Source organism: Paenarthrobacter sp. AB444 (assembly GCF_028736865.1).
In the GTDB taxonomy this organism is placed as follows: domain Bacteria; phylum Actinomycetota; class Actinomycetes; order Actinomycetales; family Micrococcaceae; genus Arthrobacter; species Arthrobacter nicotinovorans_B.
This window is the reverse complement of the sequence record NZ_JAQZBY010000005.1, coordinates 42780-66890: the sequence shown is the minus strand read 5'-3', so window position 1 is coordinate 66890 and position 24111 is coordinate 42780. Positions and strand designations below refer to the sequence as shown.

General features: G+C 63.7%; 23 protein-coding genes and 1 riboswitch. Of the genes, 14 read left to right on the top strand and 9 right to left on the bottom strand.

Translation table 11 applies throughout. The features are described from left to right. Positions 1-1227 (top strand): RNA polymerase sigma factor, encoded by a 1227-nt coding sequence (locus tag PQ627_RS08155; protein ID WP_274259896.1) that lies wholly within the window; start codon positions 1-3, stop codon positions 1225-1227. Between the two features lie 18 nt (positions 1228-1245). Continuing rightward, entirely contained in the window at positions 1246-2229 is a 984-nt protein-coding gene (locus tag PQ627_RS08150; RefSeq protein WP_274259894.1) for an aldo/keto reductase, read from the top strand. A 46-nt stretch (positions 2230-2275) separates the two neighbouring features. On the opposite strand, the gene PQ627_RS08145 is transcribed toward PQ627_RS08150, so the two are convergent. Both PQ627_RS08145 and PQ627_RS08140 read right to left on the bottom strand, forming a co-directional pair. Beyond that, complete coding sequence (locus tag PQ627_RS08145) at positions 2276-2716, bottom strand: hypothetical protein (RefSeq protein WP_274259892.1); 441 nt, start codon at positions 2714-2716, stop codon at positions 2276-2278. A 267-nt stretch (positions 2717-2983) separates the two neighbouring features. Beyond that, on the bottom strand, positions 2984-4075 hold the full coding sequence (locus tag PQ627_RS08140; protein ID WP_274259890.1) for a DNA polymerase IV: 1092 nt from the start codon (positions 4073-4075) through the stop codon (positions 2984-2986). A 666-nt stretch (positions 4076-4741) separates the two neighbouring features. Here PQ627_RS08140 and PQ627_RS08135 point away from each other — a divergent pair. After that, positions 4742-5365 (top strand): LysE family transporter, encoded by a 624-nt coding sequence (locus PQ627_RS08135; protein WP_186313577.1) that lies wholly within the window; start codon positions 4742-4744, stop codon positions 5363-5365. Between the two features lie 37 nt (positions 5366-5402). Continuing rightward, positions 5403-5756, top strand: coding sequence for a hypothetical protein (locus PQ627_RS08130; RefSeq protein ID WP_274259888.1), 354 nt, complete (start codon positions 5403-5405; stop codon positions 5754-5756). Here PQ627_RS08130 and PQ627_RS08125 read toward each other — a convergent pair whose 3' ends face one another. Continuing rightward, complete coding sequence (locus PQ627_RS08125; RefSeq protein WP_274259886.1) at positions 5757-6794, bottom strand: LacI family DNA-binding transcriptional regulator; 1038 nt, start codon at positions 6792-6794, stop codon at positions 5757-5759. Between the two features lie 174 nt (positions 6795-6968). Between PQ627_RS08125 and uriH the strand changes: the two genes are divergently transcribed. From uriH to PQ627_RS08110, 3 genes are read left to right on the top strand one after another with little or no spacing between them, the layout of a single operon-like run. After that, on the top strand, positions 6969-7982 hold the full coding sequence (gene uriH / locus PQ627_RS08120) for a uridine-preferring nucleoside hydrolase UriH (RefSeq protein WP_274259884.1): 1014 nt from the start codon (positions 6969-6971) through the stop codon (positions 7980-7982). After that, a complete protein-coding gene (uriT, locus tag PQ627_RS08115; RefSeq protein WP_274259883.1) occupies positions 7982-9424 on the top strand; it encodes a uridine transporter UriT in 1443 nt (480 codons plus the stop codon). Before uriH ends, uriT begins: the two co-directional genes overlap by 1 nt. Continuing rightward, a complete protein-coding gene (locus tag PQ627_RS08110; protein ID WP_274259881.1) occupies positions 9421-10362 on the top strand; it encodes a ribokinase in 942 nt (313 codons plus the stop codon). Before uriT ends, PQ627_RS08110 begins: the two co-directional genes overlap by 4 nt. A gap of 76 nt (positions 10363-10438) precedes the next feature. Here PQ627_RS08110 and PQ627_RS08105 read toward each other — a convergent pair whose 3' ends face one another. Then, positions 10439-10774: a hypothetical protein gene (locus PQ627_RS08105; RefSeq protein WP_274259879.1), complete on the bottom strand. Its 336-nt coding sequence runs from the start codon at positions 10772-10774 to the stop codon at positions 10439-10441. A gap of 99 nt (positions 10775-10873) precedes the next feature. Between PQ627_RS08105 and PQ627_RS08100 the strand changes: the two genes are divergently transcribed. The 3 genes from PQ627_RS08100 (at position 10874) to pabB (ending at position 14177) form a co-directional block, all read left to right on the top strand. After that, positions 10874-11479: a TetR/AcrR family transcriptional regulator gene (locus tag PQ627_RS08100; protein ID WP_274259877.1), complete on the top strand. Its 606-nt coding sequence runs from the start codon at positions 10874-10876 to the stop codon at positions 11477-11479. Positions 11480-11583: 104 nt separating this feature from the next. Then, positions 11584-12144, top strand: a complete 561-nt coding sequence (locus PQ627_RS08095; RefSeq protein WP_274259875.1) for a low molecular weight protein-tyrosine-phosphatase — start codon at positions 11584-11586, stop codon at positions 12142-12144. Further along, positions 12141-14177: an aminodeoxychorismate synthase component I gene (gene pabB, locus PQ627_RS08090; RefSeq protein WP_274259873.1), complete on the top strand. Its 2037-nt coding sequence runs from the start codon at positions 12141-12143 to the stop codon at positions 14175-14177. Before PQ627_RS08095 ends, pabB begins: the two co-directional genes overlap by 4 nt. A 4-nt stretch (positions 14178-14181) precedes the next feature. Here pabB and cls read toward each other — a convergent pair whose 3' ends face one another. After that, on the bottom strand, positions 14182-15654 hold the full coding sequence (gene cls, locus PQ627_RS08085) for a cardiolipin synthase (protein WP_274259871.1): 1473 nt from the start codon (positions 15652-15654) through the stop codon (positions 14182-14184). A gap of 86 nt (positions 15655-15740) precedes the next feature. Here cls and PQ627_RS08080 point away from each other — a divergent pair, with 86 nt between their 5' ends. Both PQ627_RS08080 and PQ627_RS08075 read left to right on the top strand, forming a co-directional pair. After that, a complete protein-coding gene (locus tag PQ627_RS08080) occupies positions 15741-16682 on the top strand; it encodes an aminodeoxychorismate lyase (protein ID WP_274259869.1) in 942 nt (313 codons plus the stop codon). Positions 16683-16933: 251 nt separating this feature from the next. After that, entirely contained in the window at positions 16934-18388 is a 1455-nt protein-coding gene (locus PQ627_RS08075; protein ID WP_274259866.1) for an amino acid permease, read from the top strand. Positions 18389-18595: 207 nt separating this feature from the next. On the opposite strand, the gene PQ627_RS08070 is transcribed toward PQ627_RS08075, so the two are convergent. From PQ627_RS08070 to PQ627_RS08055, 4 genes are all read right to left on the bottom strand, one after another. After that, entirely contained in the window at positions 18596-19078 is a 483-nt protein-coding gene (locus tag PQ627_RS08070) for a carboxymuconolactone decarboxylase family protein (RefSeq protein ID WP_144661021.1), read from the bottom strand. Between the two features lie 115 nt (positions 19079-19193). Continuing rightward, the gene (locus tag PQ627_RS08065; RefSeq protein WP_274259864.1) at positions 19194-20255 is read right to left on the bottom strand and encodes a PLP-dependent cysteine synthase family protein; all 1062 of its coding nucleotides are present in this window, start codon (positions 20253-20255) and stop codon (positions 19194-19196) included. Beyond that, the gene (locus PQ627_RS08060; RefSeq protein ID WP_274259862.1) at positions 20252-21814 is read right to left on the bottom strand and encodes an aromatic amino acid ammonia-lyase; all 1563 of its coding nucleotides are present in this window, start codon (positions 21812-21814) and stop codon (positions 20252-20254) included. The genes PQ627_RS08065 and PQ627_RS08060 overlap by 4 nt, the downstream gene beginning before the upstream one ends. Further along, entirely contained in the window at positions 21814-23142 is a 1329-nt protein-coding gene (locus PQ627_RS08055) for an NtaA/DmoA family FMN-dependent monooxygenase (RefSeq protein WP_337993554.1), read from the bottom strand. The genes PQ627_RS08060 and PQ627_RS08055 overlap by 1 nt, the downstream gene beginning before the upstream one ends. A gap of 175 nt (positions 23143-23317) precedes the next feature. Further along, positions 23318-23430, top strand: a riboswitch (SAM riboswitch). A 13-nt stretch (positions 23431-23443) separates the two neighbouring features. Between PQ627_RS08055 and PQ627_RS08050 the strand changes: the two genes are divergently transcribed. Together PQ627_RS08050 and PQ627_RS08045 are read left to right on the top strand one after the other, a co-directional pair. After that, on the top strand, positions 23444-23704 hold the full coding sequence (locus PQ627_RS08050; protein WP_144661009.1) for a DUF1737 domain-containing protein: 261 nt from the start codon (positions 23444-23446) through the stop codon (positions 23702-23704). Further along, positions 23701-24111, top strand: a complete 411-nt coding sequence (locus tag PQ627_RS08045) for a rhodanese-like domain-containing protein (RefSeq protein ID WP_262276231.1) — start codon at positions 23701-23703, stop codon at positions 24109-24111. The genes PQ627_RS08050 and PQ627_RS08045 overlap by 4 nt, the downstream gene beginning before the upstream one ends.

The following is a 24111-nucleotide window of genomic DNA, read 5'->3' as shown; positions in this document are numbered from 1 at the left end:
TTGACCCAACCCCCTCGCGACACGCGATTAGAGGACCTGCTGCGCACCCTCGCGCCGCAGGTCCTCGGCGTGCTGGCACGCAAGCACGGCCAGTTCGATGCGTGCGAGGACGCCGTCCAGGAAGCGCTGTTGGAGGCCGCCCTCCAGTGGCCCTCCGCCCTGCCCGACAACCCGAAAGCATGGCTGCTGGCGGTTGCATCACGGCGTCTGGTGGACTTCTACCGCAGCGAAAGCGCCCGGCGGGCACGTGAAGAACGGGTCGCGGCCATGGACTTCCAGTACAGCGCCGCCCCGGAGACAGACGACACCCTCACGCTCATGTTCCTTTGCTGCCACCCCGCGTTGTCGGCACCATCGCAACTGGCCTTGACGTTGCGGGCAGTTGGAGGACTCACGACGGCGGAAATCGCCTCAGCCTTCCTCGTCCCCGAAGCGACCATGGGACAACGCATCAGCCGCGCGAAACAGGGGATCCAGAAGGCCGGAGCCACGTTCAGCATGCCGCCGCCTTCCGAGCGGAAGGCGAGGCTCGGCGTCGTACTTCACGTCCTTTACCTGATCTTCAACGAAGGTTACGCTGCGAGCTCCGGTGCGTCGCTGCAGCGCGAAGAACTTACTACGGAGGCCATCCGGCTGGCCCGCCTGCTCGCGGCCGCTGCGCCGTCCGAACCTGAGGCGACGGGGCTGCTGGCTCTGATGCTGCTGAGCGATTCCCGGCGATCGGCGCGGACTCTGGGCGATGGGACCCCGGTTCCGCTGGCTGAGCAGGACCGAGGTCTGTGGAACCGCGCGCAGATCGACGAGGGCATTGCGCTGTTGTCATCAGTGCTGGGACGCGGTGCTGCCGGACCGTACCAACTGCAGGCCGCGATCGCGGCCGTTCACGCGGAGGCGGCCTCCAACGAGGAAACCGATTGGCCGCAAATCCTTGCCCTGTACACGGTGTTGGAGGCTGTCGCTCCGAGTCCGGTGGTGACGCTGAACCGCGCAGTGGCCCTGGCCATGGTGAAGGGGCCTGCGGCGGGTCTTGAGCTGCTTGCCGGGCTGGATGCTGAGCTCGGTCGCTCGCACCGGTTGGACGCCGTGCGTGGGCATCTGTACGAGATGGCCGGCTCGATTCCGCAGGCCCGTGCCGCTTTTCTTGCCGCAGCCAAAAAAACACAGAGCCTGCAGGAGCGTCGCTACATGCTGGGGAAGGTCACAAAGCTGGACGACGGCGGGTCCTGACCCCCTATAGTCGGAACCATGGAACAGCGCATACTTGGCAAGACCGGCCGACCCGTTTCTACTGTCGGGCTGGGAACGTGGCAACTCGGAGCCGACTGGGGTTCCGTCACCGAAGCGGACGCTTTTGCCGTGCTGGAAGCTTCAGTGGAGCACGGTGTCACGTTCTTCGACACCGCCGATGTGTACGGCGACGGGCGCAGCGAACAGTTCATTGGCCGTTTCCTCAGCGAGCACCCGGAGCTCAACGTCACGGTTGCCACAAAGATGGGGCGCCGTGTGGACCAAGTCCCGGAAAACTACAACCTCAAGAACTTCCGGGAATGGACCGACCGTTCCCGCCGCAACCTTCAGCAGGACACCCTGGACCTCGTCCAGCTGCACTGCCCGCCCACCTCCGTGTACAGCAACTCCGAGGTCTATGACGCCCTGGACACCTTGGTCAGCGAGGGAGCTATCCGCAACTATGGCGTCAGCGTGGAACGGACGGACGAGGCCCTTGAAGCCATCAAGCGCGGCAACACGGCCTCAGTCCAGATCATCCTGAACGCCTTCCGTTTGAAGCCGCTCGATGAGGTCCTGCCCGCAGCCAAGGAAGCCGGTGTGGGCATCATCGCCCGCGTTCCGCTGGCTTCCGGGCTGCTGTCCGGCAAATACACTCCGGAGACCGAGTTCCCGGAGAATGACCACCGGAACTACAACCGCGACGGTGCAGCTTTCGATGTCGGCGAGACCTTCTCCGGCGTGGACTTCGCCACCGGCGTCAAGGCAGCGCAGGAGTTCAGCGCTTTGGTTCCCGACGGCGTCACCACCCCGCAAGCGGCCCTCGCCTGGGTCGTGGCCCAGGATGGCGTCACGTCGGTGATTCCCGGAGCCCGCTCGGCCGAGCAAGCCGCGGCCAACGCCGAAGCCGGAGACATGCAGGTTGTCGGCGCAGGATTATCGGACGGGGTTCGGGACATCTACGACCGTTACTTCCGCGAAGCGATCCACCCGCGCTGGTAGGCGGCAGGCCGGCGTCGCACGTGGGTGCGACGCCGGTCCGACCGTCCTATGCCGCGTCCAGTTCCATGCCTCGCTTGCTGTAAAGCGTGTCCGCTGCCACGACCGCGATAAACCCCAATATCAGTGGGGAAATGCCCCCATCAACAAATGCCATGGCCAAGAGACTCGTCCTTGTCGTGTGAACGGTTTCATAAAACAGCAGCGACAGAACCAACGCCAATATCAGGGCGCCGAGTACGAGCATTTTCAGGCCTCTGACCAGCGCAAGTCTTCGATAGCCAACAGAGGCGGCGAAGCACACCAGCACGGTAGCGATTTGAAGCTCCCACGGAAACCGTTTGGCAACTGAGGTGGTTGGTGTTCCGGAGAGATCGAACAAGTATCCATTGAGCATCCCCTCCGTCTGAAGAGCCAAGTAACCAGCCACCAGCACCACCAGCACTGAGCCGATCGGCATCACTACTGCCACGAGTTTTGGGCGGTACATTTGAACTGCTACTTCAAAGTCAAGGGTAAATTCGAGAATTCATATTTGACGTCGCTATGCACTCGATTGAGCTCAACTGACGTGGAACCGCTTTTTGATGTAGCGATCTGCATTACTTCTCCATTCCCATGACGGGACCCCCAGCCAGAGAATAGTACTAAACCGCGATGGCATCAACCGCGAGCATTGGCGGCTTTCAAGCATCCAACAGATCGCGACCCGCGCTGGTAGGCGGCAGGCCGGCGTCGGGCGTTTTTAGTTTCGGCTTCACCAACCGCTGCGTGTCGGCGTGTGGCCCTTCCGTGCTTCCTCGGGCATCGACATTTCCGCCCTTAAGCCGAGAAGGCGGATCGGGCGCTCGGGTTCGATTTTGGCGGAAAGGTCCAGCGCCTGGGCCAGGACTTCGTCACGGTCGAAGGTTTCGGGGATTTTCCTCGCGTAGGTCTTGGTGAAGAAGGGCTTATGGCGGACCTTGAGGGTCAGACCGACCACGGGCCGGCCCTCGGCTGCGACGTCTTTCAGGACGCGGGCGGTCAGTTCCTTGAGGGCGTTTTCGATCTGCCCGGGCTCGGTGAGATCCTCTTGGAACGTGGTTTCACGGCCGTGGGCTCGGGCAATCCAAGGCGTGTCATCCACCTCCGTGGCGCCCTCGCCCCTGCCAAGTTGCGCGTACCACGGGCCCATTTTCGGGCCGAACTCGGGGACCAAGTCCTGCGGGTCGGCGGCGGCGAGTTCCTTCACCGTGGTGATTCCGTGGGTTGCCAATCGCTTGGAAATCTTGGGACCTACGCCCCACAACCCGATGGTGGGCTTCTCCCCCATGACATCCAGCCAGTTGTCCTTGGTCAGGCGGAAGATGCCGGCCGGTTTGCCGAAATCGGTGGCGTTCTTGGCTCGGACCAGGGTGTCGCCGATGCCCACGCTGCAGTGCAGCTGGGTGTTCTCGAGGACGGCGGCCTGAATCTGCTTTGCGTACGCCACCGGGTCCTCGGTGCGGACGCCAACAAATGCCTCATCCCACCCCAGCACTTGCACTGTGGCACCGGGCTGCTCGCGGAGGGTGGTCATCACGGTTTCGGAAGCAGCCAGGTACGCTTCTTGATCGACTGGGAGGATGATGGCGTCCGGCACCTTCCTGGCTGCTATGCGCAGTGGCATGCCCGACCCAACGCCGAAAGCCCGGGCCTCATAGGACGCCGTCGACACGACAGCACGCTCGGTGGGGTCCCCGCGGCCGCCCACGATGATCGGCTTACCGGCAAGCTCCGGGCGCCTCAGTACTTCGACCGCCGCAATGAACTGGTCGAGGTCAACGTGCAGCACCCATGGAGTTCCGCTCACGGGATCAGTCTGCCTCATCGGGTGCCGGGTTGGCTGTAGCTTCACGACCTTCTTTCAGCTTCGCTACTGCCAAAATCAACCGATTTCGGGTGCATTCAGCCGCCCGCGGCGTGAAAGTAGGTCGTGGCGGCACTCGTCCCGCCGCAGGCACGGAGCTTTCTCAACAAAGTGGCAGGGAAGCGATCCACAGCTTCAAACCCCTCGGGGTAAGAAGGTTCCATTCCCTTTAGGGTTGGAGGACCAGGAAGAAGTCCTGTGGTGCCGTTAAAGAACAATGGACCCGACGGCAATCGGGTCCCTGTTCAGCGCGGTGCGCTCATTTGGTGCGGTTGGAGGGCCATAGAACCTCAAACATCACCCCTTGAGTCTATGGCCCCACACGCTATAGGTGCAACGCTCGTTGAAGCTCCTCGTAGTGTGGCCGCGCCCTGTTCCCATGGAGGAGGTGCCGGCATGACTTCCAAACGCAAATGGAAGGAATCATGGGGCGCCTGGAACTTGGTGGTCAACATCATCCGGCTAGCCGTTGATGTTGCCCGCTGGTTCTGGCACAACATCCCGTAACAGGGAGCGGTGGCCGCCAGTTCCGGCTGGCGGCCACCGTCAGAGTCGCCAATGCGCCGCCAGTCAGGGTCGTGGCGGCACTCGTCCCGCCGCAGGCACGGCCCCGCATAAGCTGAGGTGGTGCAGTTTTCACTTTGGCTGGCCCTGGTAGGCGCCGGCACCCTCATCAGTTTCACTCCCGGCGCCGGCGCGATCTTCACCATGAGCAACTCGCTCAATTCGGGTTTCCGACGCTCCATCTGGGGCATCCTCGGCCAACAGGTGGCCCTGATCATTCACATTTTGATCGTCGCTTTGGGTGTGGGCGTCCTGGTCTCCAACTCGCCCGTGATCTTCAATGTCATTCGCTACGCCGGTGCCGCGTATCTGGTGTACCTGGGCATTCGTCAGTTCCTGCACAAGCCTGACCTGGACAAAGAGCAGGTCGATAACAAGAAGAACGAGCCCGCCCTGTCCATGTTCCAGCGCGGCATCTGGGTCAACCTGCTGAACCCGAAGGCGATCGTTTTCTTCCTGGCCTTCATGCCGCAGTTCATCCGCCCGGACCAGCCCCTGGTACAGCAATATGTCGTGCTGACCGCCACTGTCCTGGCCATCGACATTATGGTCATGTGGTTCTTCTTCGCCTTGGCGGCACGTTCGTTCCAACGGTTCACCCACGACCAAAAGGGCCAGACCATTCTCAACCGGATCTTCGGTTGCCTGTTCGTACTGGTCGGCATCCTGCTGGCAGTCATCCACTAGCCAGTTCCGGGAACGCGTGAATGCTACGGTCGGAGGCATGAAACCGGACTGGATCAAGCACCGACGCGCGGACGACGGCGAGCACATCGGATGGATGAAGCCGGTCGACGAAGGTTTTGTCGCCGTCGACCTCTTGGGCCGTCCGCGAACCGAGGTGGTGGACTGGTTGAGCGCGGAGGAAGTTCTCGATGACCTCGGGCTTCGCTACCTGGCCGACCCTCATGAACTACGGCTCGACGACGGCGGCTGGCTCCGCGTGCGGATTGCCGAAGTCACGCCGTCGGCAGTTCGGGTGAAGAAGGACGATTGGGGCGACATGACGGCTCCGCAGATCTACTTCACGGTTTCGCTGCCCGTCAGCGAAGACAAACTTCGCCCACTGACCCGATAGCTACGAGGAAGATCCCCGCACCACCAACGAGCTCTCCAGCGTCACGTGCGGCTCGGCCAGCGGGGTGCCTTCCATGAGTCCTCGAAGCTGCTCCCCCGCCTTGCGCCCCAAAGGCGTCGCGGGCAGGTGCACACTGGTGAGGCTGGGGTTGCTGGTGGCGGAGTAGGGAAGATCGTCGAAGCCTGCCACTGCCAGCTCCTTGGGGATCGCTACGCCCTCCACCCGCGCCTCCTGCAACACGCCGTAGGCGTGCGTGTCAGTACCGCAGACGACGGCGGTCACCCCCTCGCGCTGCCACCCGGGCCACGCTTGGGCGAACGCGGCAGCGGCAGCACCGACGTCGATCGCTGTACTGATGACGTGCCCGGCGTCGACCGCCAGTCCGCAGGCTGCTGCTTCCTCAAGGAAGGCGTCGCGGCGCAGCTGGAACGTGGTGGTCCCGGTGACGCCGTCGACGTAGGCGGCGCGGGTGTGCCCGGAGGAAGCCAAATGGCGGGCCAACTCGCGCGCACCCTGGGCAACGTCGAGGTTTACCGAGGGTGCGTAGGCTTCCAAGCCCGGGGCGTCCAGCAGTACCAGTGGACCGGCCGCGGAGAGATCTTCAAGGAATTCGGCGCTCGGAGCTCCCACCAGCAGGCCGGCAGGACGGAGGGCGAGCAGTTTGCGCACGTCGGAAGCCTGGGGTGATTCGCCGGCGTCGGTCACTGAGAGCAGCAGTTGATATTCCGCGCCCAAGGCTTCCCTGACCCCTGCGATCACATTGGCGAAGAACGGGTTGGACACATCGGGCGTCACCAGGATGACGATGGAGCTGACGCCGCGGGCAAGGGAACTCCCAATGCTGTCCACCACGTAGCCCAGTTCGGCGATGGCGGACCGGACGCGGGAGATGTTGTCGTCCGATACCCGTCCCTGGGTCTTGCCGTTGGCGACCAAGGAAACCGTGGCTGTGGAAACACCCGCCCGCGCGGCCACCATGGCAGCCGTTACCCGGGGCGAGCGATGTGCGCGGCCACTGCGCCTCTCCAGGGATTCCATGTATCGATCGTAGCGTTGTTATACGACCCTGACCTGCGAGAAGGCATCAAGCGCTTGACGCTCTCAACGTTAAGCGTTTGACGCAGCCGCCGAAGCAATGCCAAAATCACCCTGAATGCTTATCGCCCTGCCCCGGGCAAGTTCGTGGCAGGCCCCAATGACGTGGAGAGAAACGTGGAAACCAACCCCCGCAAAAAGATCATTCTTGATTGCGATCCTGGCCATGACGACGCAGTGGCATTGCTGCTGGCGCACGGAAACCCGGACATCGAGCTGCTCGCCGTGACCACCGTGGTTGGCAACCAGACCCTGGAAAAGGTCACGCGCAACGCGCTTTCCGTAGCCACCATTGCCGGCATCACGGGCGTCCCCTTCGCCGCAGGCTGCGACCGCCCGCTGGTCCGCACCATCGAAACGGCCCCCAGCATCCACGGCGACTCCGGCATGGATGGGCCGGAGCAGCCCGAGTCCGCCATCGAGCTCGACCAGCGCCACGCCGTCGACCTCATCATCGAAACCGTCATGGCGCATGAGCCGGGCACGGTCACCCTGGTTCCCACCGCGGGCCTGACCAACATTGCAATGGCTGCCCGCAAGGAGCCGCGCATCGTGGAACGCGTCAAGGAAGTTGTCCTGATGGGCGGCGGCTACCACGTGGGCAACTGGAGTGCCGTGGCTGAGTTCAACATCATCATCGACCCCGAGGCCGCACACATCGTGTTCAACGAGAAGTGGCCGGTTGTCATGGTGGGCCTGGACCTGACGCACCAGGCGCTGGCGACCGACGAGGTAGTGGAGCGCATCGCGGCCATCGGCACCAAGCCGGCCAAGTTCGTCCTGGAGCTCATGGAGTTCTTCAAGAAAACCTACAAGGACGCCCAGGGCTTCGACTTCCCGCCGGTGCACGACCCCTGCGCCGTCGCCTACGTCATCGACCCCACCGTCATGACCACCCGCAAGGTTCCCGTCGACATTGAACTTCAGGGCAAGCTCACCCTCGGCATGACCGTGGCCGACTTCCGCGCACCCGCCCCGGAGGACTGCCACACCTCGGTCGCCGTCGAGCTGGACCACAAGAAGTTCTGGGATTTGGTCACCGACGCGATTGAACGGATCGGCGAGCCCGACGGCGGCGCCCCCTCGGGCGCGCAGCTCGCGGACTCAGTTCTGGCAGGAGAGGCGAAGTAATGAGCACCCTTGCCGAAACCAAGTCCACCCGCAACAACGTGACAGCCCTCATGGTCGCCCTGCTGGCGGCGTGCGTGGCTTTCCAGCTCAACGCTTCCATGCTCAGCCCTGCCTTGGTGACCATGGGCAACGAACTCCAGACTGACCAAGCCACTATCGGCCTCTCGCAGACCTGGTTCTTCACGGCGGCAGCGCTGTTCTCCCTGTTCCTACCCCGCCTCAGCGACATCGTCGGCCGCAAGAAGATCCTTGTGGGCATGATGCTCCTCATGGCCGTCGGCTCGGTTATCGCAGCCGTGGCTCCGGACGTGACATGGCTGTTCGTGGGCCGCATCATCCAGGGAGTCAGCGGCCCGACCGTTCCGCTCTGCCTCATCATGCTCCGCTCCGCCGTGAGCAACCCGCGCAAGTACGGCGCACTCATGGGCCTCATCACGGCCGTCAACGGTGGCGTGGCCGGCGTCGACTCCTTCGTGGGCGGCTACTTCGCAGAAAACTTCGGCTTCCGCAGCATCTTCTGGCTCATGGTTGCCCTGGCTGTGGTCGCCACGCTGCTGATTGCGTTCCTGGCCAGCGAAAGCAAGCCGGCCGCCGGGACCACCATGGACTGGCTTGGCGTGTTCTTCATCGTCATTGCTGTCGGTGCCCTGCTCACCGCACTGAACGAAGGCTCCAAGCTCGCGTCGGCATTCGACGGCGGCACGCTGGCCCTCGCCGTCGGCCTCACGGTAGTTGCCGTGGTGGCGTTCGCTGCCTTCTGGACTGTGGAGAAGCGCGCCAAGCAGCCGATGGTGGAAACCGTGCACCTGCGCCAGCGCTCCACGTGGGCTCCCCTGCTGACCACGACGCTCACCATGACCGGTATCTTCGCGGTGATCAACGGCATCGTCCCCGCGTTCGTCCAGGCCGCGGACCCGGGCTTCGGCGTGGGACCCACTGAAATGTCGCTCATGATCCTCACCCCGTACGCCCTCCTTGGCTGGGTCTTCGGACCGATCAGCGGCCGACTCGCTCCGGTCCTGGGCTACACCAAGGTGCTCCGCATCGGCCTTATCGGCAGCCTCGTGGCCCTGGCCATCATTGCCCTCTTCGGCCTCAACAACCTGCCCATGATGATCGTGGGAACGGCCTTACTGGGCATCATGTACGCCGGTACCGTCAACATCATGCTGAACGGACTCGGCGTGGTGCTCTCGCCCAAGGGCAACCCCGGATTCCTCCCCGGTATGAACGCCGGTGCCTTCAACCTCGGTGCAGGACTGAGCTTCCTGGTCCTGCCCGCCGTCCTGGTGGCTACATCAGCGCTCGGTGACGCGAAAGCGTCCTACCTGACCGTCGTCGTCGTTGGTTTTGCCATCACGTTCGCTGCGTTCGCGGCCTCGCTGCTGATTCCCAAGCCGGTTGACGCCGAGGTCCACGAAGACGAAGAGGTGGCCGCGTGAGCACGTCCGGAATTGTCGTCGTCGGCTCGCTCAATGCGGACCTGACCATCTACACCGAGCGACTCCCCCAGCCCGGCGAGACCGTCCATGGCAACGGCTTCGCCGTGAATCCCGGCGGCAAGAGCGCCAACCAGGCCGTCGCGGCCAGCAAGCTGGGCGGCAAGGTGACCCTGATCGGCGCAGTGGGCGAGGACTCCAACGGGACCATGCTCCTTGAGTCCACCGCCAACGCCGGGGTGGACGTCTCGCGGGTCCGACGCTCAGATACCGCGACCGGCGTCGCAGTGATCTCGGTGGACGCCAACGGTGAGAACAGCATCATCATCTCCGCCGGTGCCAACGGCACGCTGACCCCCGCCGACGTCGACTTCGCCGCGTTCCGGGACGCCGCCGTCGTGTGCCTCTGCCTGGAGGTTGGCATCGATACGGTGGTGGCCGCCGCACAGGCCGGGCACGACGCCGGGGCGACCGTTCTATTGAACCTCTCGCCGTACGCTGAGGTGCCTGAGTTGTTGGCGGGCTTGAGCGACGTGCTGCTGGTGAACGCGCACGAGGCCGCCCTGTTCCTTGGCAGCGAAGCGGACATCCCTTCCGCCGATGCGAACGCGGAAGCGTGGGAGCCCGTCCGCAGCCAGTTCGCCGACCGCGGCCTGCAGCGGGTGCTCGTGACCCTTGGTTCGCAGGGATCCGTGGTGCTGGATTCCTTGGCTCGCGGGGAGCAGCTGACCCGGATCGCTCCGACGCGGGTTTCCGCCGTCGACACAACGGGTGCCGGCGATGCGTTCACCGGTGCCGTGGCCGCGCGCTTGGCCGCCGGCGATTCGCTCGTTGATGCGGCGTCGTTCGCTTCGGTGGCCGCCGCGTTGGCCGCAACGAAGAAGGGTACCCAGGCCGCCTACGCAACCCTTGAGGAAGTCGAAGCCGCCCGCGCCTCCTAACCCCCGAGTACCCAACTGGGGCACAGCTCCTGCTCCATTGAGTGCTCAGTGGAGCAGGAGCTGTCCCCCAATTGGGTTAAGCGGACTTGCGGGCTGCGCGCTGGGCTGAACGCTCGACCGCCCTGCGGCTCAGCGCACCGTGTCCGGCCATGAGGCGGGGCACAACCACATACACAGCAGTGGGAACCACGAACGCGGTCAATACCAGGGCACGAAGGACCGGGTGCCACGGTTCCATGATGGGGCCAAGCAACAGCATGCCCACCGAGACGAGCGGGAAGATCGCGATCCAGGTGATGAGTGCACGCATGTGCACCGAGGGTCCCAGAGGCCGGACGACGGCGGCGCTTGAGTTGGGCGCGACAGCCAGGGCTTCGGGGGCAGTTGTTTCGGCGGCGACGGGGGTCGTCATCAGATTCTCCAACCAGATAGTTGTAATTGATGTGAGATCACCATAACCCTGACGGCAGTCAATTACAACTACTTAGTTGGAAACTGCTAATATGACCCTATGGCATGGGACACAGAGCGGACCAAGGCCCTGCTGCTCGAGGCCGCCACTACCGAGTTCTGCACCCGCGGATTGGCGGGCGCCCGCATCGACAGGATCGCGTCCGAGGCCGGGGTCAACAAAGAGCGGATCTACCAGTACTTCGGCAACAAGAACGGATTGTTCGACGCCGTCATCGTCACCGCCCTCAGCTCCCTCATGGACGAGGTACCCATCGAAGGAACTGGTCCCGAGGCCATGGCGGACTATGCCGGGCGACTCTTTGACCACCATCAAAAAGACGCCACCGCACCCCGGCTTCTGTTCTGGGAGGGCCTGGAGCGCGGTACCGAAGTTGTGGGCTTGCCCAAACGCATGGCCAACTGCGCCTCCAAGGTCAACAGCACCATCGCAGCCCTGCCCGGAATCTCCAGGGAGGATGCCGGAGATCTCCTCATTACCATCGTGAGCCTCTGCGATTCCGCTCCCGTCCTGCCCGCTTTGGACGGTCTCATGGCAGGCAATGACCCCGGCCGCATCCACAGGCGACGGGCCGCCGTCGTCCGTACTGTTCACTTGGCCGCAGCCGCGCTGGCGGCTGAAGCAGCGGAAGCCGCCACGGCCTGACGCAGGCGCCCTGCGCCCACGCTGTGACAACTTTGACACCAAAAGTGACTCAGCTGTGAAGTTGCCCCTAGCCAAGAGGGGGTGACATCGACCATGCTTGCTGAATGTACTCAACGACGAGCCCATACCGCATCATCACGGTCTGCACTGGAAACATCTGCCGCTCGCCCATGGCCGCGCTCATGCTGACCGAAGCCTTCGCAGCGGAAGGGCTCGGCGGACTCGTAGTTGTCGACTCTGCAGGCACCACGGGGTACGAGGTCGGCCATCCCATCGACCCCCGCGCCGCCAGGGTCCTGACTGCCCAGCACATCGCGTCGGAAGACCACATCGCCCGCGAGTGGAGGCACGAATGGTTCGCAGGCCGTGACCTGATCCTCGCCCTCGACGTCGACCATTTCGGCTGGCTCCAGGAAGGGGCTCCGGACCGCGGATCCCTGGAAAAAGTCCGCATGCTGAGGAGCTTCGACCCGAAGGTGGCAGGGCGAAACACCCTTGATCTCGGCATCGAAGACCCTTGGTACGGCGGGCACACAGATTTTGACAACACCTGGACGCTGATAAAGGCTGCCATTCCGGGCATCGTGGAGCACGTCAAGTCAGCGATCGCCAAGGCGGACACCGAAGCAGGGCACGAGCACCAGCAGGTAACCTCTATGACATGACCCCCGCACCCGTGATCATCGCTGTTGACGGCAGGTCCGGCGCAGGCAAAACCACTCTGGCCGTGGAACTGGCGGCCCGGTTGCGGCAACACCACAAAGTCTCGCTCTTCCACCTTGAGGACATCTATCCCGGGTGGAACGGGCTGCGCACCGGCATTGAGCGCTACGTGGGCACCGTCCTGGCGCCGCTTCGCGAGGGCAAGGCCGCCGAATGGGTCAGCTGGGATTGGGAACGGCATTACGACGGCGGCCTGAACGTCACGCTGCCCGCCGAAATCGTCATCGTCGAGGGTGTTGGGGCTGGAGCGGAAGCGGCCCGTTCCATGCTGGACGCGGTGGTGTGGGTGGAAGCGCCAGGTGACGATCGCCGTCGTCGTGCCCTGACGCGCGACGGAAGCACCTACGAACCGTACTGGGACAGCTGGGCCGCACAAGAGGAAGAATGGCTCTCGGCGGATTCGGTCATGGAGGACGCTGACATCCACGTCCAGAATCAGGCCGACGGCACCGCACCAGAGGATGTCCTGCGGGCGCTGATGTATCTGCCGTCGCTGGCCGCGATCCTCTCCCCCGAACTCAGTGCCCGCCGGGGCTTGCAGCTGCGGTCCGAGCGCCTCGAAGCAACCCCGGACGCCGCACGGCTCTTCGAAACCCTCTACGGCCGCTCACCGAACGCCGTGTGGCTCGATTCCTCCAACGCCGCGGCCGTACCGGCCCGCTCCCAGGCAGCCGCACGCAGCCGCTTCAGCATCCTGGCCGACGACGGAGGCACCTTTGGCCAATCAGTACAGCACCGTTCCGGAGTCACCAAAGTAACCGCAGGTTCGGCCACGGTGACCACGCCCGGCCCCTTCTTCCGCTGGCTCGACTCCGTCTGGGGCCGGCGGGCCGTCCGCGCACCCCGCGGATACGACGCCCAATTCACGCTCGGCTGGCTTGGATATCTGGGCTACGAACTCAAGCGCGAAACCGGCGGGAACGATGTCCAGTCGGACACCCCTGACGCCGCGCTCCTCTTCGCCGGCCGGGCCGTGGTGCTCGACCATCGCGAACACACTGCCTGGCTGCTCGCTTTGGAAGCCCCCGACGCCGGCGACTGGCTGCGGGAGGCGCGAGCCGCCGTCGTCAGCGCTTCCGACGGCGGTGCTGCCGCTGCTTCCGAACACTCCGCCGGGACGATTCCCGAGTTCGCCAGCCGGGATTCCGCCACCGACTACAAGCGCAAGATCGCCGACTCCCAGCACCAGATCAGCGAAGGCAACTCGTACGAAATCTGCCTGACCACCACACTCGAGGCGCCCGCCGGAGAGCTGGACGCGTGGGGCAGCTACCTTGCCTTGCGACGCCGAAACCCGGCGCCGTTTGCCAGCTACCTCCGGTTCGGCGGACTGGAGATTGCCAGCACGTCGCCTGAGCGGTTCCTGCGGATACTGTCCGACGGCGGCATGCGCGCCGAGCCGATCAAGGGCACCCGGGGCCGTTCTGCCGACCCGGCCGAGGACGCCGCGTTGCGGCAGGATCTTGAGACGTCGTTGAAGGATCGCGCCGAGAACATCATGATCGTTGACCTCCTGCGCAATGATCTCAGCCACTTCGCAATCCCCGGCTCGGTAACGGTGAGCAGGCTTTGCGCCATCGAAAGCTACGCCACCGTCCACCAGATGGTGAGCACTATCGATGCCCACCTCCGGCCGGGTGCTCCCCGGGCTGAAGCAGTCGCCGCAGCGTTTCCCGCAGGGTCCATGACAGGCGCGCCAAAAATCAGCACCATGGACATCCTCGACCAGCTCGAATCAGGGCCGCGAGGTATCTACTCCGGCGCCATTGGCTACTTTTCCCTGAACGCCGCCACCGACCTCGCTGTGGTCATCCGCACCCTGGTGGTGAACCCCGACGCTGACGGCGGCCGGACGTTGTCCCTGGGCGTGGGCGGGGCCATTACCGCGGATTCCGTCGCGGATGACGAATACGAGGAAATCCGGACCAAGGCGTTCGGAGTGCTCTCAACCCTTGGCTCCGGCTTCCCCCACTGAGTTTTTACTGCAGCGTCGCGGTCAATCTGGCGACGTTATCCACATACTTGGCCAGAGGGGGTCTGTCCATCCAGTCGTCCAACGTAAGCTCACGGGATACCTCGCGATACGTGGACTCCACGGCCCGCATGAGGTTCACGGTTTCGGCGCCCAACAGCATCACCGAGACCTCCATGTTAAGGGAGAAGGAGCGCATGTCCATGTTGCTGGAACCAAGAACCGCTACCTCGTCATCAATAGTGAAGTGCTTGGCGTGGAGGACGTACGGCGCCCGGTACAGGTAGATCCGCACGCCAGCATCCAGCAAGGCCTCGTAGTAGGAGCGCTGCGCGTGGTGCACCAGGAACTGGTCGCCTTTCTCCGAGACGAACAGTTCCACATCCACGCCGCGCTGGGCCGCTGTGGTGATGGCGTAGAGCAGTGAATCATCGGGGACGAAGTACGGGCTGCAAATCGAGATCCTGTGCTGCGCCGAGTAGATCAGCGTGTTGAAAAGGCGCAGGTTGTTTTCCGTGGCAAACCCCGGGCCGCTCGGCACTACCTGGGCTGTCACCTGTCCGGGAGGAGGGAGAGCCGGAAGACGCAACTGGTCCTCCAGGGATTCGTCCGTTTCACTGAGCCAGTCCGTCGCGAACACCACGTTGAGGGTGGGCACGATCGGTCCTTCAAGCCTGGACATCAGCTCGACCCACTTGCGGCCGACCTTGCGATGCTTGGGATTGTTGTAGGAGGGTTCGATCAGGTTCTGTGAGCCCGTGAAAGCGACGTGCCCGTCGATCACCATGATCTTGCGGTGGTTCCTCAGGTCCGGACGCCGCCATTGGCCATGGATGGGCAGCAGCGGGAGCATCCTCTTCCACTGGATCTTGCCTGCCTTGAGCCTGCGGATCAGGCGTCGGTAGCCCTTGACCCGCAAGGTTCCGATGTGGTCGAAGAGGAGCCTTACGGTGACGCCACGTTCAGCGGCTTTCTCCAACTCGGTCAGAAGCTCGTCCGTCACGGAGTCACTGCTCATGATGTAGAACTCTGCGTTGATGTAGTTCGTGGCGCCCCTGACCGCCTCGGCCATGGCCTTGATGGATTCCTCGTACCCAGGAATCAGTTCCACCTTGTTGCCATCCACCATGGGCAGGGAACCCAGCCGGTGATTGAGCTCGCTGGCCGACTTCACCCACTCGGGGCCGGAGTAGATACTCACCGGATCGGAGAGGTCGGAGGTGACTGCGCGTACACGGCGGTTAACCTCTTCCTGCTGCTCCCGCCTGCGCCTGGAGAGTTTAAAGTTGCCAAAAAGGACGAACAGGACGAAGCCCACGGAAGGGATGAGGAACACAGCCAAGAGCCACGCCATGGCGGTGGTGGGACGGCGGTTGCCGGGAATGATTCCCAGCAGGACGATCCGCATGACGACTTCTGCGATGGCCCACGCGCCCAGCAACCAGGTCCATTCCTGGCCAAACGGAAAAGGAAAGAGCACGTGACAAACCCCCACGGTTCATGAACAACAGTGACCACAGCCTATCCGGCAAAGCCACCAGCAGTGGCCCGCACTAAGCTGGGACCATGACTTCAGTAGCTCCCACGGTCCTCGTTTTCCTGGACCCCGCCTTCGAAAACGGCCGTATTGCCGACTCCAGCCAGCCGCAGCTCATGGCCACGGACTTGGGAGCTACCCGGGGTGATGGCGTGTTCGAGTCGCTCCTGGCCGTTCAGGGCCGCCCCCGGAAGGTCCAGGCGCACCTCAACCGCCTGGCCGGTTCCGCGGCAGCACTGGACCTGACCCTGCCGTCACAGGACGCGTGGCGAAGGGCAATCGACACCGCCATCACGGAATTCCGCGAAGTCTACCCCGCGCCTACACCCGAGGAAGACGAAGTGGTGGTCAAGCTGCTCGTCACCCGAGGTGTTGAAGGTGCTGCGAGCCCAACCTGCTGGGTGCAGGCGTCGCCCTCACCCGCGGGCAGCCGCCGGCAGCGGGAGACGGGTATCGATGTCGTGCTTTTGGACCGCGGTTTCGATACCGAAGCCGGCGAGCGCGCGCCCTGGCTCTTGCTTGGCGCCAAGACGCTGTCCTACGCCGTCAACATGGCGGCGCTGCGCTACGCGCACAAACAGGGCGCGGATGACGCGATCTTCACGTCGACCGACGGCCGCGTCCTGGAGGGGCCCACGTCCACTGTGTTGCTGGCGCACCTTGAAACAGTCGACGACGGCGACGGTTCCGTCAGGACTGTTCGTCGCCTCATCACGCCGCAGCTCGACAGCGGGATCCTCCCGGGCACCTCGCAGGGTGCCCTGTTCGCCGCGGCCAAGGCGGCGGGCTGGGAATTGGGCTACGGGCCGCTGGAGCCACAGGACCTGTTCGATGCCGACGCTGTCTGGCTCATTTCGAGCATCCGCTTGATCGCGCCCGTGAACCACATCAACGGCCAGGAAGTGGGCACGCCCGCTATCCGAAAGCAGCTCACGGCCGAACTGAACGAACTGTTCGCGGGTATCGAATAGAGTCCCGCCCCAGGCGCTTGGCACGTTTGCTCCGCTTGGAACCTAGCAGGTCACAAGTAGAGTAATTGCTCGCATGACTCAACGATAAGAAACTCTTGGCCTCGGCCATGACCTTGTTGTGCGTTGAATCGCATTTCTTATCCTCCTTGAAATGGTCATTCGTCATGTGATGAATCTTGTTCTCGTGTTAGTTGGATCACGTCCGGCTGGCACTTCCTTCAGACTTTGCTGGCTAACTTCCCGGAGGGAATATGGGACTCAGCTCCCCCACAAAAGCCGATGCATCGGCAACCGAAGCGCAGTCCGCGACTGCCGCTTCATCATCAGGACTTCGCCGGTCCATGGAGGCCCGGCACCTGGTCATGATCGCCATGGGCGGCGTCATTGGTTCAGGCCTTTTCGTCAGTTCCGGCTACACCATCGCCACCGCCGGCCCCTTGGGTGCGGTACTCGCCTTCCTTATTGGCGCCGTCGTGGTTTATCTCGTCATGGCTTGCCTCGGGGAACTCGCTGTTGCGTTCCCCGTCTCAGGCGCATTCCACATCTATGCGGCCCGGACCATTGGACCGGCCACGGGCTTTGCCACCGCCTGGCTTTACTGGCTCTGCTGGGCCGTGGCCTTGGGTTCGGAATTCACGGCAGCAGGCCTCCTGATGCAGCGGTGGTTCCCCGGCGTCGACGTCTGGATCTGGTGCTTCGTGTTCGCCACCGTCCTCTTCACGTTGAACGCCATCTCATCGCGTGTCTTTGGCGAATCGGAGTTCTGGTTCGCGCTCATCAAGGTCGCCGCCGTCGTCGGCCTGATCATCCTGGGCGGCGCCGCGCTTGCCGGCTTCCACCCCCTCGCCGCGGGCGACTATCCCTCCTTCGGATCGAACTTCAGCACCCCTGACGGGCTCTTCCCGAACGGCTTCACCGGGGTTTTTGTCACCTGCCTGGCCGTGTTCTACGCCTTCTCCGGTTCCGAGCTGATCGGCGTTGCAGCGGGTGAGACCGCCAACCCCGGCGCCACCATCCCGAAGGCCATGCGCACCACGGTGATCCGCCTCATGATCTTCTTCGTCGGTGCCATCACGGTCATCGCGGCCACCATCCCGTATGAAAAGGTCAGCGTGGATGAGAGCCCGTTCGTCACTGTGTTCTCCATGCTTGGCATCCCCTATGCGGCTGACATCATGAACTTCGTGATCATCACGGCCCTGCTCTCTGCCGGAAACTGCGGCCTGTTCTCCTGTGCCCGCATGCTGTTTTCGCTGGCCGACGAAGGCCACGCACCGCAGGTCTTCAAGAAGCTCACCAAGCGCGGCATTCCCTTGGTTGCCCTCTGCGTGAGCATGCTCGGAGGGCTGGCTTCACTCATCAGCAGCGTTGTGGCGCCGGCTACGGTCTACCTGGTGCTGGTCTCGGTGGCTGGCTTCGCAACGGTTGGCGTATGGATGTCGATTGTGGCTTCACACTTCATTTACCGGCGGACGTTCGTCAGGAACGGCGGCGACGTCAACACGCTGCCGTACAAGGCGCCACTTTTCCCGCTGGTGCCGATCCTCGCGTTCGCACTGTGCGTGGTGTCCCTCATCGGCATTGCCTTCGATCCAAACCAAGTAGCCGCCCTTTTGTTTGGAATTCCATTTGTGGGCGCCTGCTACGCGTTCTTCTACTTCAAGTACGGACGCCGACGCTCACTCAAGAAGGCCCTGGGCGCCTAGCCCTGGCCTCCTGACCCTCTTTGGAGACAGATCAGCCCTTGGCCAACCTATTCCGGTTGACCAAGGGCTGATTGGCTCTGGAAGCGGGTCGTGGCGGCCCGCTTGGGGCTCGCCGTTGCGCTGAAAGCACGACGCCGGCCCTTACCTCGCCTGCGCAGGCTCACCTGCGCGGCCTCCCGGTTTGGTAGGCGGGCAAGGTGGCTCTGGCTACTTCTTGCCCGCCCTGACCGGGTGCTCGCTCAGAATCGACAGGCGGTTGAAGGCGTTGATGCCGATCGCGGCCATGCAGATGACACTGATCTGCTCGTCGCTGTAGTGCTGACGGGCTTGGGCAAAGAGTTCAGGACTGGGCCGGGACGTACTCATCCGGGTAATCTGCTCGGCAATCTGCATGGCTACGACTTCGGCGGGCTCGAAGAGCTGCACTTCCTTGTAGACGGCAACCAAGGACAACCGTTGTTCAGTTTCCCCGTACTTCAGCGCCCGCCGATGATGCAGGTCCAGGCAAAACGCGCAGCCGTTGATCTGTGAGCACAGGTAATTGATGAGTTCCAGGGTCTGGCGTGAGATTCCAAGCCGGTCAGCCTCGTCAACCAGTTGCTGTGAATAGTGACTGAGCGTTGCGTAAAGGTCGGGTTGCTGCTTATCGAGGTAACCGGCGAGCCGGGGTTTCGTTTCCTGTTCGGGCATGGTTGGAGCCTAACCCACCCTGCAGTGGGGCCACCAAGTGAGCGAGGGACCGCCCCAAACGGGAGGGATGTGAGCGAGGGACCGCCCCAAACGGGAGGGATGTGAGCGAGGGTTGCTAGTCCCGGGCGTCCGGGATGTCGCCGGAGAGGCGGATGCCGTTCTCAGCCAGCCACACGGGGTTGAAAGCCTTGCTCATGTAGTTCGTGCCGGCGTCGGGGGCTATTGCCACCACAACCGAGCCGTGAGGCGCTGCGCGGGCCACCCGTATCGCCGCCGCCACGGCGAGCCCGGACGAGGGCCCCAGGGCCAGCCCTTCCTCATCGAGGAGCCGGTGGACGGTGGAGTAGACCTCGTCGTTGGGAATCCGGAGGAAGCGATCGACTATGGAGCGGTCGAAGATCTTGGGCCACTCTGCCTGCGGCCACGAGTTCCCCACCCCATCGACCAGGATCTTCCCGGGGTGCCCGCCGCTGTAGGCGGAACCGTAGGGGTCCGCGCCCACGACTTCCAGGTGAGCGCCAGGCCGTGCAGCCGCAACCTGTTCCTTCAAGTACCGCCCGTTTCCGCTGATGGTCCCGCCCGTACCGATCCCGGCCACAAAGTGCGTCACGAGGCCGCCGGTCTGTTCCCAGATCTCCGGCCCGGTCGTCTCATAATGGGCCAGCGGATTGGCCGGGTTGTCGAACTGCATGGGCCGCCATGCTCCCGGAGTCTCCTCGGTAATCCGGGCCGCCACGGCTCGGGCGTTCTCCGGGGACTCGGAGGGGGCGTTCCAATCCGTCAGGATCACCCGGGCGCCGTAGTTGTGGAGGGCGGCAAGTTTCTCCTGGGAAATCGTGTCTCCCGTGACCACCACAACCGGATGGCCCGTGAGGTGTCCGATCAGTGCCAGCCCAATACCGGTATTGCCGGACGTACTCTCAACGATCGTGGCACCGGGCTGCAGCTCCCCCGAACGCTCAGCCGCCCGCACCATGCTCAATGCCGTGCGGTCCTTGATGGAGCCTCCGGGGTTCTCGGACTCCAGCTTGATATGAATGGAACTGCCCAGCCCGCGGCTTAGCGCCTCCAACTTCACCAGCGGAGTGTTGCCAACCTTGTCCAAAACCGACGCATCGAGCCCATCAAGAGCCGCGGGCCTGGCGTGCAGCCCATGTTTGCGGGTAGCCGTACTCATGACGTCTCCTCCTCAGTTTCAGGAAATAGTTGGTCCACGGCTTCCCGCAGGATTGTCCGTGCCCGCTCCACCAGCTCCGGCGCCGACGGCCGGTCCGACAACACGTCGGCCAGCCGGCCAACCACCAGCCCTGTCCCGTTTCCAAGAGGTTGCGCCGCTTCCGCTTCGAGCAAAAGGTACGACGCCGTCAGGGCCTCGATGGCGAGGAGCTTCTCCGCCGCATCAATGGACTTCTCCAGTTGCTGCAGGGCCAGTGGCGCCAACGTGGAGTGGTCCTCGACGTCGGCCGAGAGGGTGGGAGCACCCAGGGTCGCCGGGGCCGCCAGGAATTTGAGCTCGGCCAACAGTCCCGCCGCGGAATACCAGAGGAGCCCGGGCAGCTCCTCCTGGATCAATGCCGACGCCGATCCCGGCTCGGAGGATGCCGCTGCCAGGTGTCGGGCCCGGATGGCCCGCTGCGGTGGATACAGCTTGGCGATGCGTCGTTCGCTGGAAATGCCCACATGCGCCAAGGCCAGCCGAAGCCCCTCAAAAGACAAGGCCAGCTGCATCGGTTGGAAGTTCCCGCCGGACACCATCGCACCGGACGCCACATCAACCAACGGGTTATCTCCCCGGCCATTCAGTTCCACTTCGAGGGCCCACCGCAGTTGCGACACCAGAGACCGGAACGCACCGTGGGTTTGCGGCGCGGCACGGAACGACAACGCGTCCTGCACCGACACTTCCGGCCGGACATCCTCCAGCCATCCCCCGCTCAACAGGCCGCGGACAGCGGCCGCCGAGTCGCCCTGCCCGTCCACTGCCTTGGCCGCCTGGATGGCCGGCGAAAAGGGACTGAGGTTCCCGCCGCCGTCGTACCTTGCGATGGTCTCCAGCGAAAGTGAAAGCGCGACGTCGGCCAACCGGGCCAGGTGCTGCAGGCGCACCAAGGCGAGGGTTCCCGCGCCAACGGAGAACGCGTTCGCGCTCACCAGGGCCAGGGCCTCACCGGCAGCGGGCTGGAGGGGTTGAAGGCCTGCGTCGGCGAGCGCTTTGGCGCCAGGAACCAGCAAGCCGGAGGCGTCGAACGCTTCGCCTTCGCCCAAAGCAACGGCGGCGACGGCGGCCAGCTGCGTCAGGTCGGACGAACCCACCGAGCCCTCGCCCGGGATGGCAGGAAAGACGCCGCGGTTGAGCAGTTCAGCATAGAAGGCGGCGGTTTCCGGACGGACGCCGGAGCCGCCCCGACTGAAGCCTATGACGCGGGCAAGGATCACTGAGCGGGCGGCAGTCCGGTCCAAGTACGGGCCAACCCCACTGTTGTGATACCGGACCACCTGGACTTGGTACGCCAGGAGCGACTTCTCTTCCACAGCGGTGTCGCGGCCGGATCCGAGGAGAGTATTGAGGCCGTAAACCCGCTGGCCGGACGCGGCAGTCCTTTCCACGACTTCGCGGGATTGTCGGAGCAAATTCAACGCATCTTGGTTGAGTTCCACGTGAAACGCCGGGTCAGCGGCCACCTTCGCGGCAAGGAACGCGGAAACGGGGCCCGTCCCGATGCTGAAGGTTGCCACTAGAAATCCAAGAGCTTCTGCCGGAAACCACCGTTGCCGTAACTCTTCCTCAACAGGCCGCGGCGCCGCAGCTCAGGTGTGAGTTTGTCCAGAACTCCATGAACTGTAACCGGATCTACGAAACCGGAGAACAGGAACCCGTCGCCGCCCACAGCCGAGCCTGTTTCCTCGAGGTAGTCCGCAATTTCTCCCACTGTGCCGATGATCGAGTCACCCGCACCGCCGCTGCGTGCCTGCAGGATCTCACGCAAGGTGGATCCGGGAGGGGCGGCCTTGGCGAAATGCTCCAGCGTGCCTTGGTTGCTGTTGGTGCTGAGCTCGGGAAGGGGCTGATCCAGGTCGAACTGCTTGAAGTCGATAACGGAGAGGTAGGAGATGGAATTGAGCTGGCTGTCGATGTCGCGCTGGGTCAGCTCCCGACGCTGGGCACGCAGCTCCTCTGCCTCCGCGGTGGAGCCCACCACGGTGGGCTTCAGCACGAAAAGTACCTTCACGTCGTCGGGGTTCCTGCCGGCCTTCGCGGCCTCGGCGCGGATGGAATCGCGGTATGACTTCATACCGTCAACCCCGCGGGCCAACGCAATGGCAACATCCGCGTGGCCGCCGGCGAACGCCTTGCCTCGCGGTGAAGCCCCAGCCTGAACCAGGACAGGTTCCTCCGGCAAAGGCGCTGTGTTCAACGGACCCCGGACTTTGAAGAACTCGCCTTCATGGTTGATGGGGTGGACCTTGGTGTGGTCGGCGAACCTCCCGGCGTCCACATCCTCAAGTACGGCGCCAGGTTCCCAACTCCGCCAAAGCCGCCTGACGACGTCGACGAATTCCTCCGCCTTCTCATACCGGAGGTCGTGTTCGATTTGCTGGTCCAGGCCGTAGTTCTGTGCAGCGAGGTCGCTGCCCGAGGTGACCACGTTCCAGCCGAGTTGGCCCTCCGAAAAATGCTGCAGCGTCGCCAGCAGCCGGGCCGCGGTGAACGGTGGGTAGAAGGAGGCGCTGACGGTCGGCACAATTCCAAGGTGTTCGGTGGCGGAGAGCAAGTAGGGCACCAGCGCCAGGGGATCGTGCTTGGGCGCAAAGGAGGCATGGGCCAGGGAGACCTCGGCTGTGCCACCGTAGGTATCCGGGACAGTCAGGGAATCCTCGATAATGAACAGGTCCAGCCCGGATCGCTCAAAGGCCCGGACAGCCTCCTGGTAGAGGGCGGGTTTCTTCCAGTCATAGCCCAGGCTGTAGCCGGGAGTCCCCCAACCTTGGACCCCGAAACCGTGGCCCACGAACCATCCAAAATGAAGCATGGGCTTGAGTGTAGAACTGCTCTGTCCGCTCACCGCGACCTGATTTCACACGAAGTTACAGGGGGTCGTACTGCGTCAATTATGCTCCCGGGAGGTCACATTTGGGGCCTGACTTCAGCGGCCCGCCCAGGGACCGGTTACGCAACATGACGACGGCGGCGCTGTCCCCAAATGCGGCGACGGCGCCTTGGATGTTACGTTTTTCTTGAGTAATGAGCACCAGCGTTAAGCCCTGACTTGCTGGTCGGCAACCCTCTCCCGCGGCGGGGTGCCTCAGGTGACTACTCGGCTTATTCGACATTCGAACTGCAAGCGTGACTGAGGAGCACCACGAATGCCTGAACCCACTGAAGAAAAACTCGCGTATCGCCTGATCACCGGTCCCGACACCCGTGAATTCTGCGAACGCATCAGCAATGCCTTGGCCGAGGGCTACGTCCTGCACGGCAATCCCGCAGCAACCTTCAACGGCACCGACGTGATCGTCGCCCAGGCCGTGATCCTGCCTGCCGCCGTCGCCAGTTCCGACGCCGCAGTAGCAAGCGCCGTGGACGAGTTGGAAAACTACGAAGAATCATACGAGGGCCACGCATGAGCTACGCAGGTGACCTGACCCCGCACGACGCGTGGGCCAAACTTGAACAAGGCGCCATCCTGGTGGACGTCCGCACTGAGGGCGAATGGGCCCACATCGGCATCCCCGACACCAAAGCCACCGAGAACGATCCCCTGTTCATCCAGTGGAACCTCGCCGGTGGCATCCCGAACTCCCGTTTCATCGAGGAGCTGCAGCAGCAGGCTCCCGAAGCCGACGGCGTGGAGCTGGTGTTCCTCTGCCGCTCGGGCCAGCGCTCAATCGCCGCCGCCATCGCCGCCACGCAGGCCGGATTCACCGCCTACAACGTGCTGGAAGGCTTTGAGGGTGAGCCGGACCGTTACGGCGAACGCACTGTAAACGGCTGGAAGAACCGCGGCCTGCCTACCAACTTGGGGAACGACTAA

What these genes read in the sequence shown, in the direction of transcription:
- PQ627_RS08125 (WP_274259886.1), bottom strand. Translation starts at nt 6,794, where the DNA reads ATGGAATCCCTGGAGAGGCGCAGTGGCCGCGCACATCGCTCGCCCCGG.
- PQ627_RS08075 (WP_274259866.1), top strand. Translation starts at nt 16,934, where the DNA reads ATGGGACTCAGCTCCCCCACAAAAGCCGATGCATCGGCAACCGAAGCG.
- PQ627_RS08105 (WP_274259879.1), bottom strand. Translation starts at nt 10,774, where the DNA reads ATGACGACCCCCGTCGCCGCCGAAACAACTGCCCCCGAAGCCCTGGCT.
- PQ627_RS08140 (WP_274259890.1), bottom strand. Translation starts at nt 4,075, where the DNA reads ATGAGGCAGACTGATCCCGTGAGCGGAACTCCATGGGTGCTGCACGTT.
- PQ627_RS08080 (WP_274259869.1), top strand. Translation starts at nt 15,741, where the DNA reads ATGACTTCAGTAGCTCCCACGGTCCTCGTTTTCCTGGACCCCGCCTTC.
- PQ627_RS08065 (WP_274259864.1), bottom strand. Translation starts at nt 20,255, where the DNA reads ATGAGTACGGCTACCCGCAAACATGGGCTGCACGCCAGGCCCGCGGCT.
- pabB (WP_274259873.1), top strand. Translation starts at nt 12,141, where the DNA reads ATGACCCCCGCACCCGTGATCATCGCTGTTGACGGCAGGTCCGGCGCA.
- PQ627_RS08050 (WP_144661009.1), top strand. Translation starts at nt 23,444, where the DNA reads ATGCCTGAACCCACTGAAGAAAAACTCGCGTATCGCCTGATCACCGGT.
- PQ627_RS08045 (WP_262276231.1), top strand. Translation starts at nt 23,701, where the DNA reads ATGAGCTACGCAGGTGACCTGACCCCGCACGACGCGTGGGCCAAACTT.
- PQ627_RS08145 (WP_274259892.1), bottom strand. Translation starts at nt 2,716, where the DNA reads ATGTACCGCCCAAAACTCGTGGCAGTAGTGATGCCGATCGGCTCAGTG.
- PQ627_RS08100 (WP_274259877.1), top strand. Translation starts at nt 10,874, where the DNA reads ATGGCATGGGACACAGAGCGGACCAAGGCCCTGCTGCTCGAGGCCGCC.
- PQ627_RS08130 (WP_274259888.1), top strand. Translation starts at nt 5,403, where the DNA reads ATGAAACCGGACTGGATCAAGCACCGACGCGCGGACGACGGCGAGCAC.
- PQ627_RS08070 (WP_144661021.1), bottom strand. Translation starts at nt 19,078, where the DNA reads ATGCCCGAACAGGAAACGAAACCCCGGCTCGCCGGTTACCTCGATAAG.
- PQ627_RS08150 (WP_274259894.1), top strand. Translation starts at nt 1,246, where the DNA reads ATGGAACAGCGCATACTTGGCAAGACCGGCCGACCCGTTTCTACTGTC.
- uriT (WP_274259883.1), top strand. Translation starts at nt 7,982, where the DNA reads ATGAGCACCCTTGCCGAAACCAAGTCCACCCGCAACAACGTGACAGCC.
- PQ627_RS08095 (WP_274259875.1), top strand. Translation starts at nt 11,584, where the DNA reads ATGTACTCAACGACGAGCCCATACCGCATCATCACGGTCTGCACTGGA.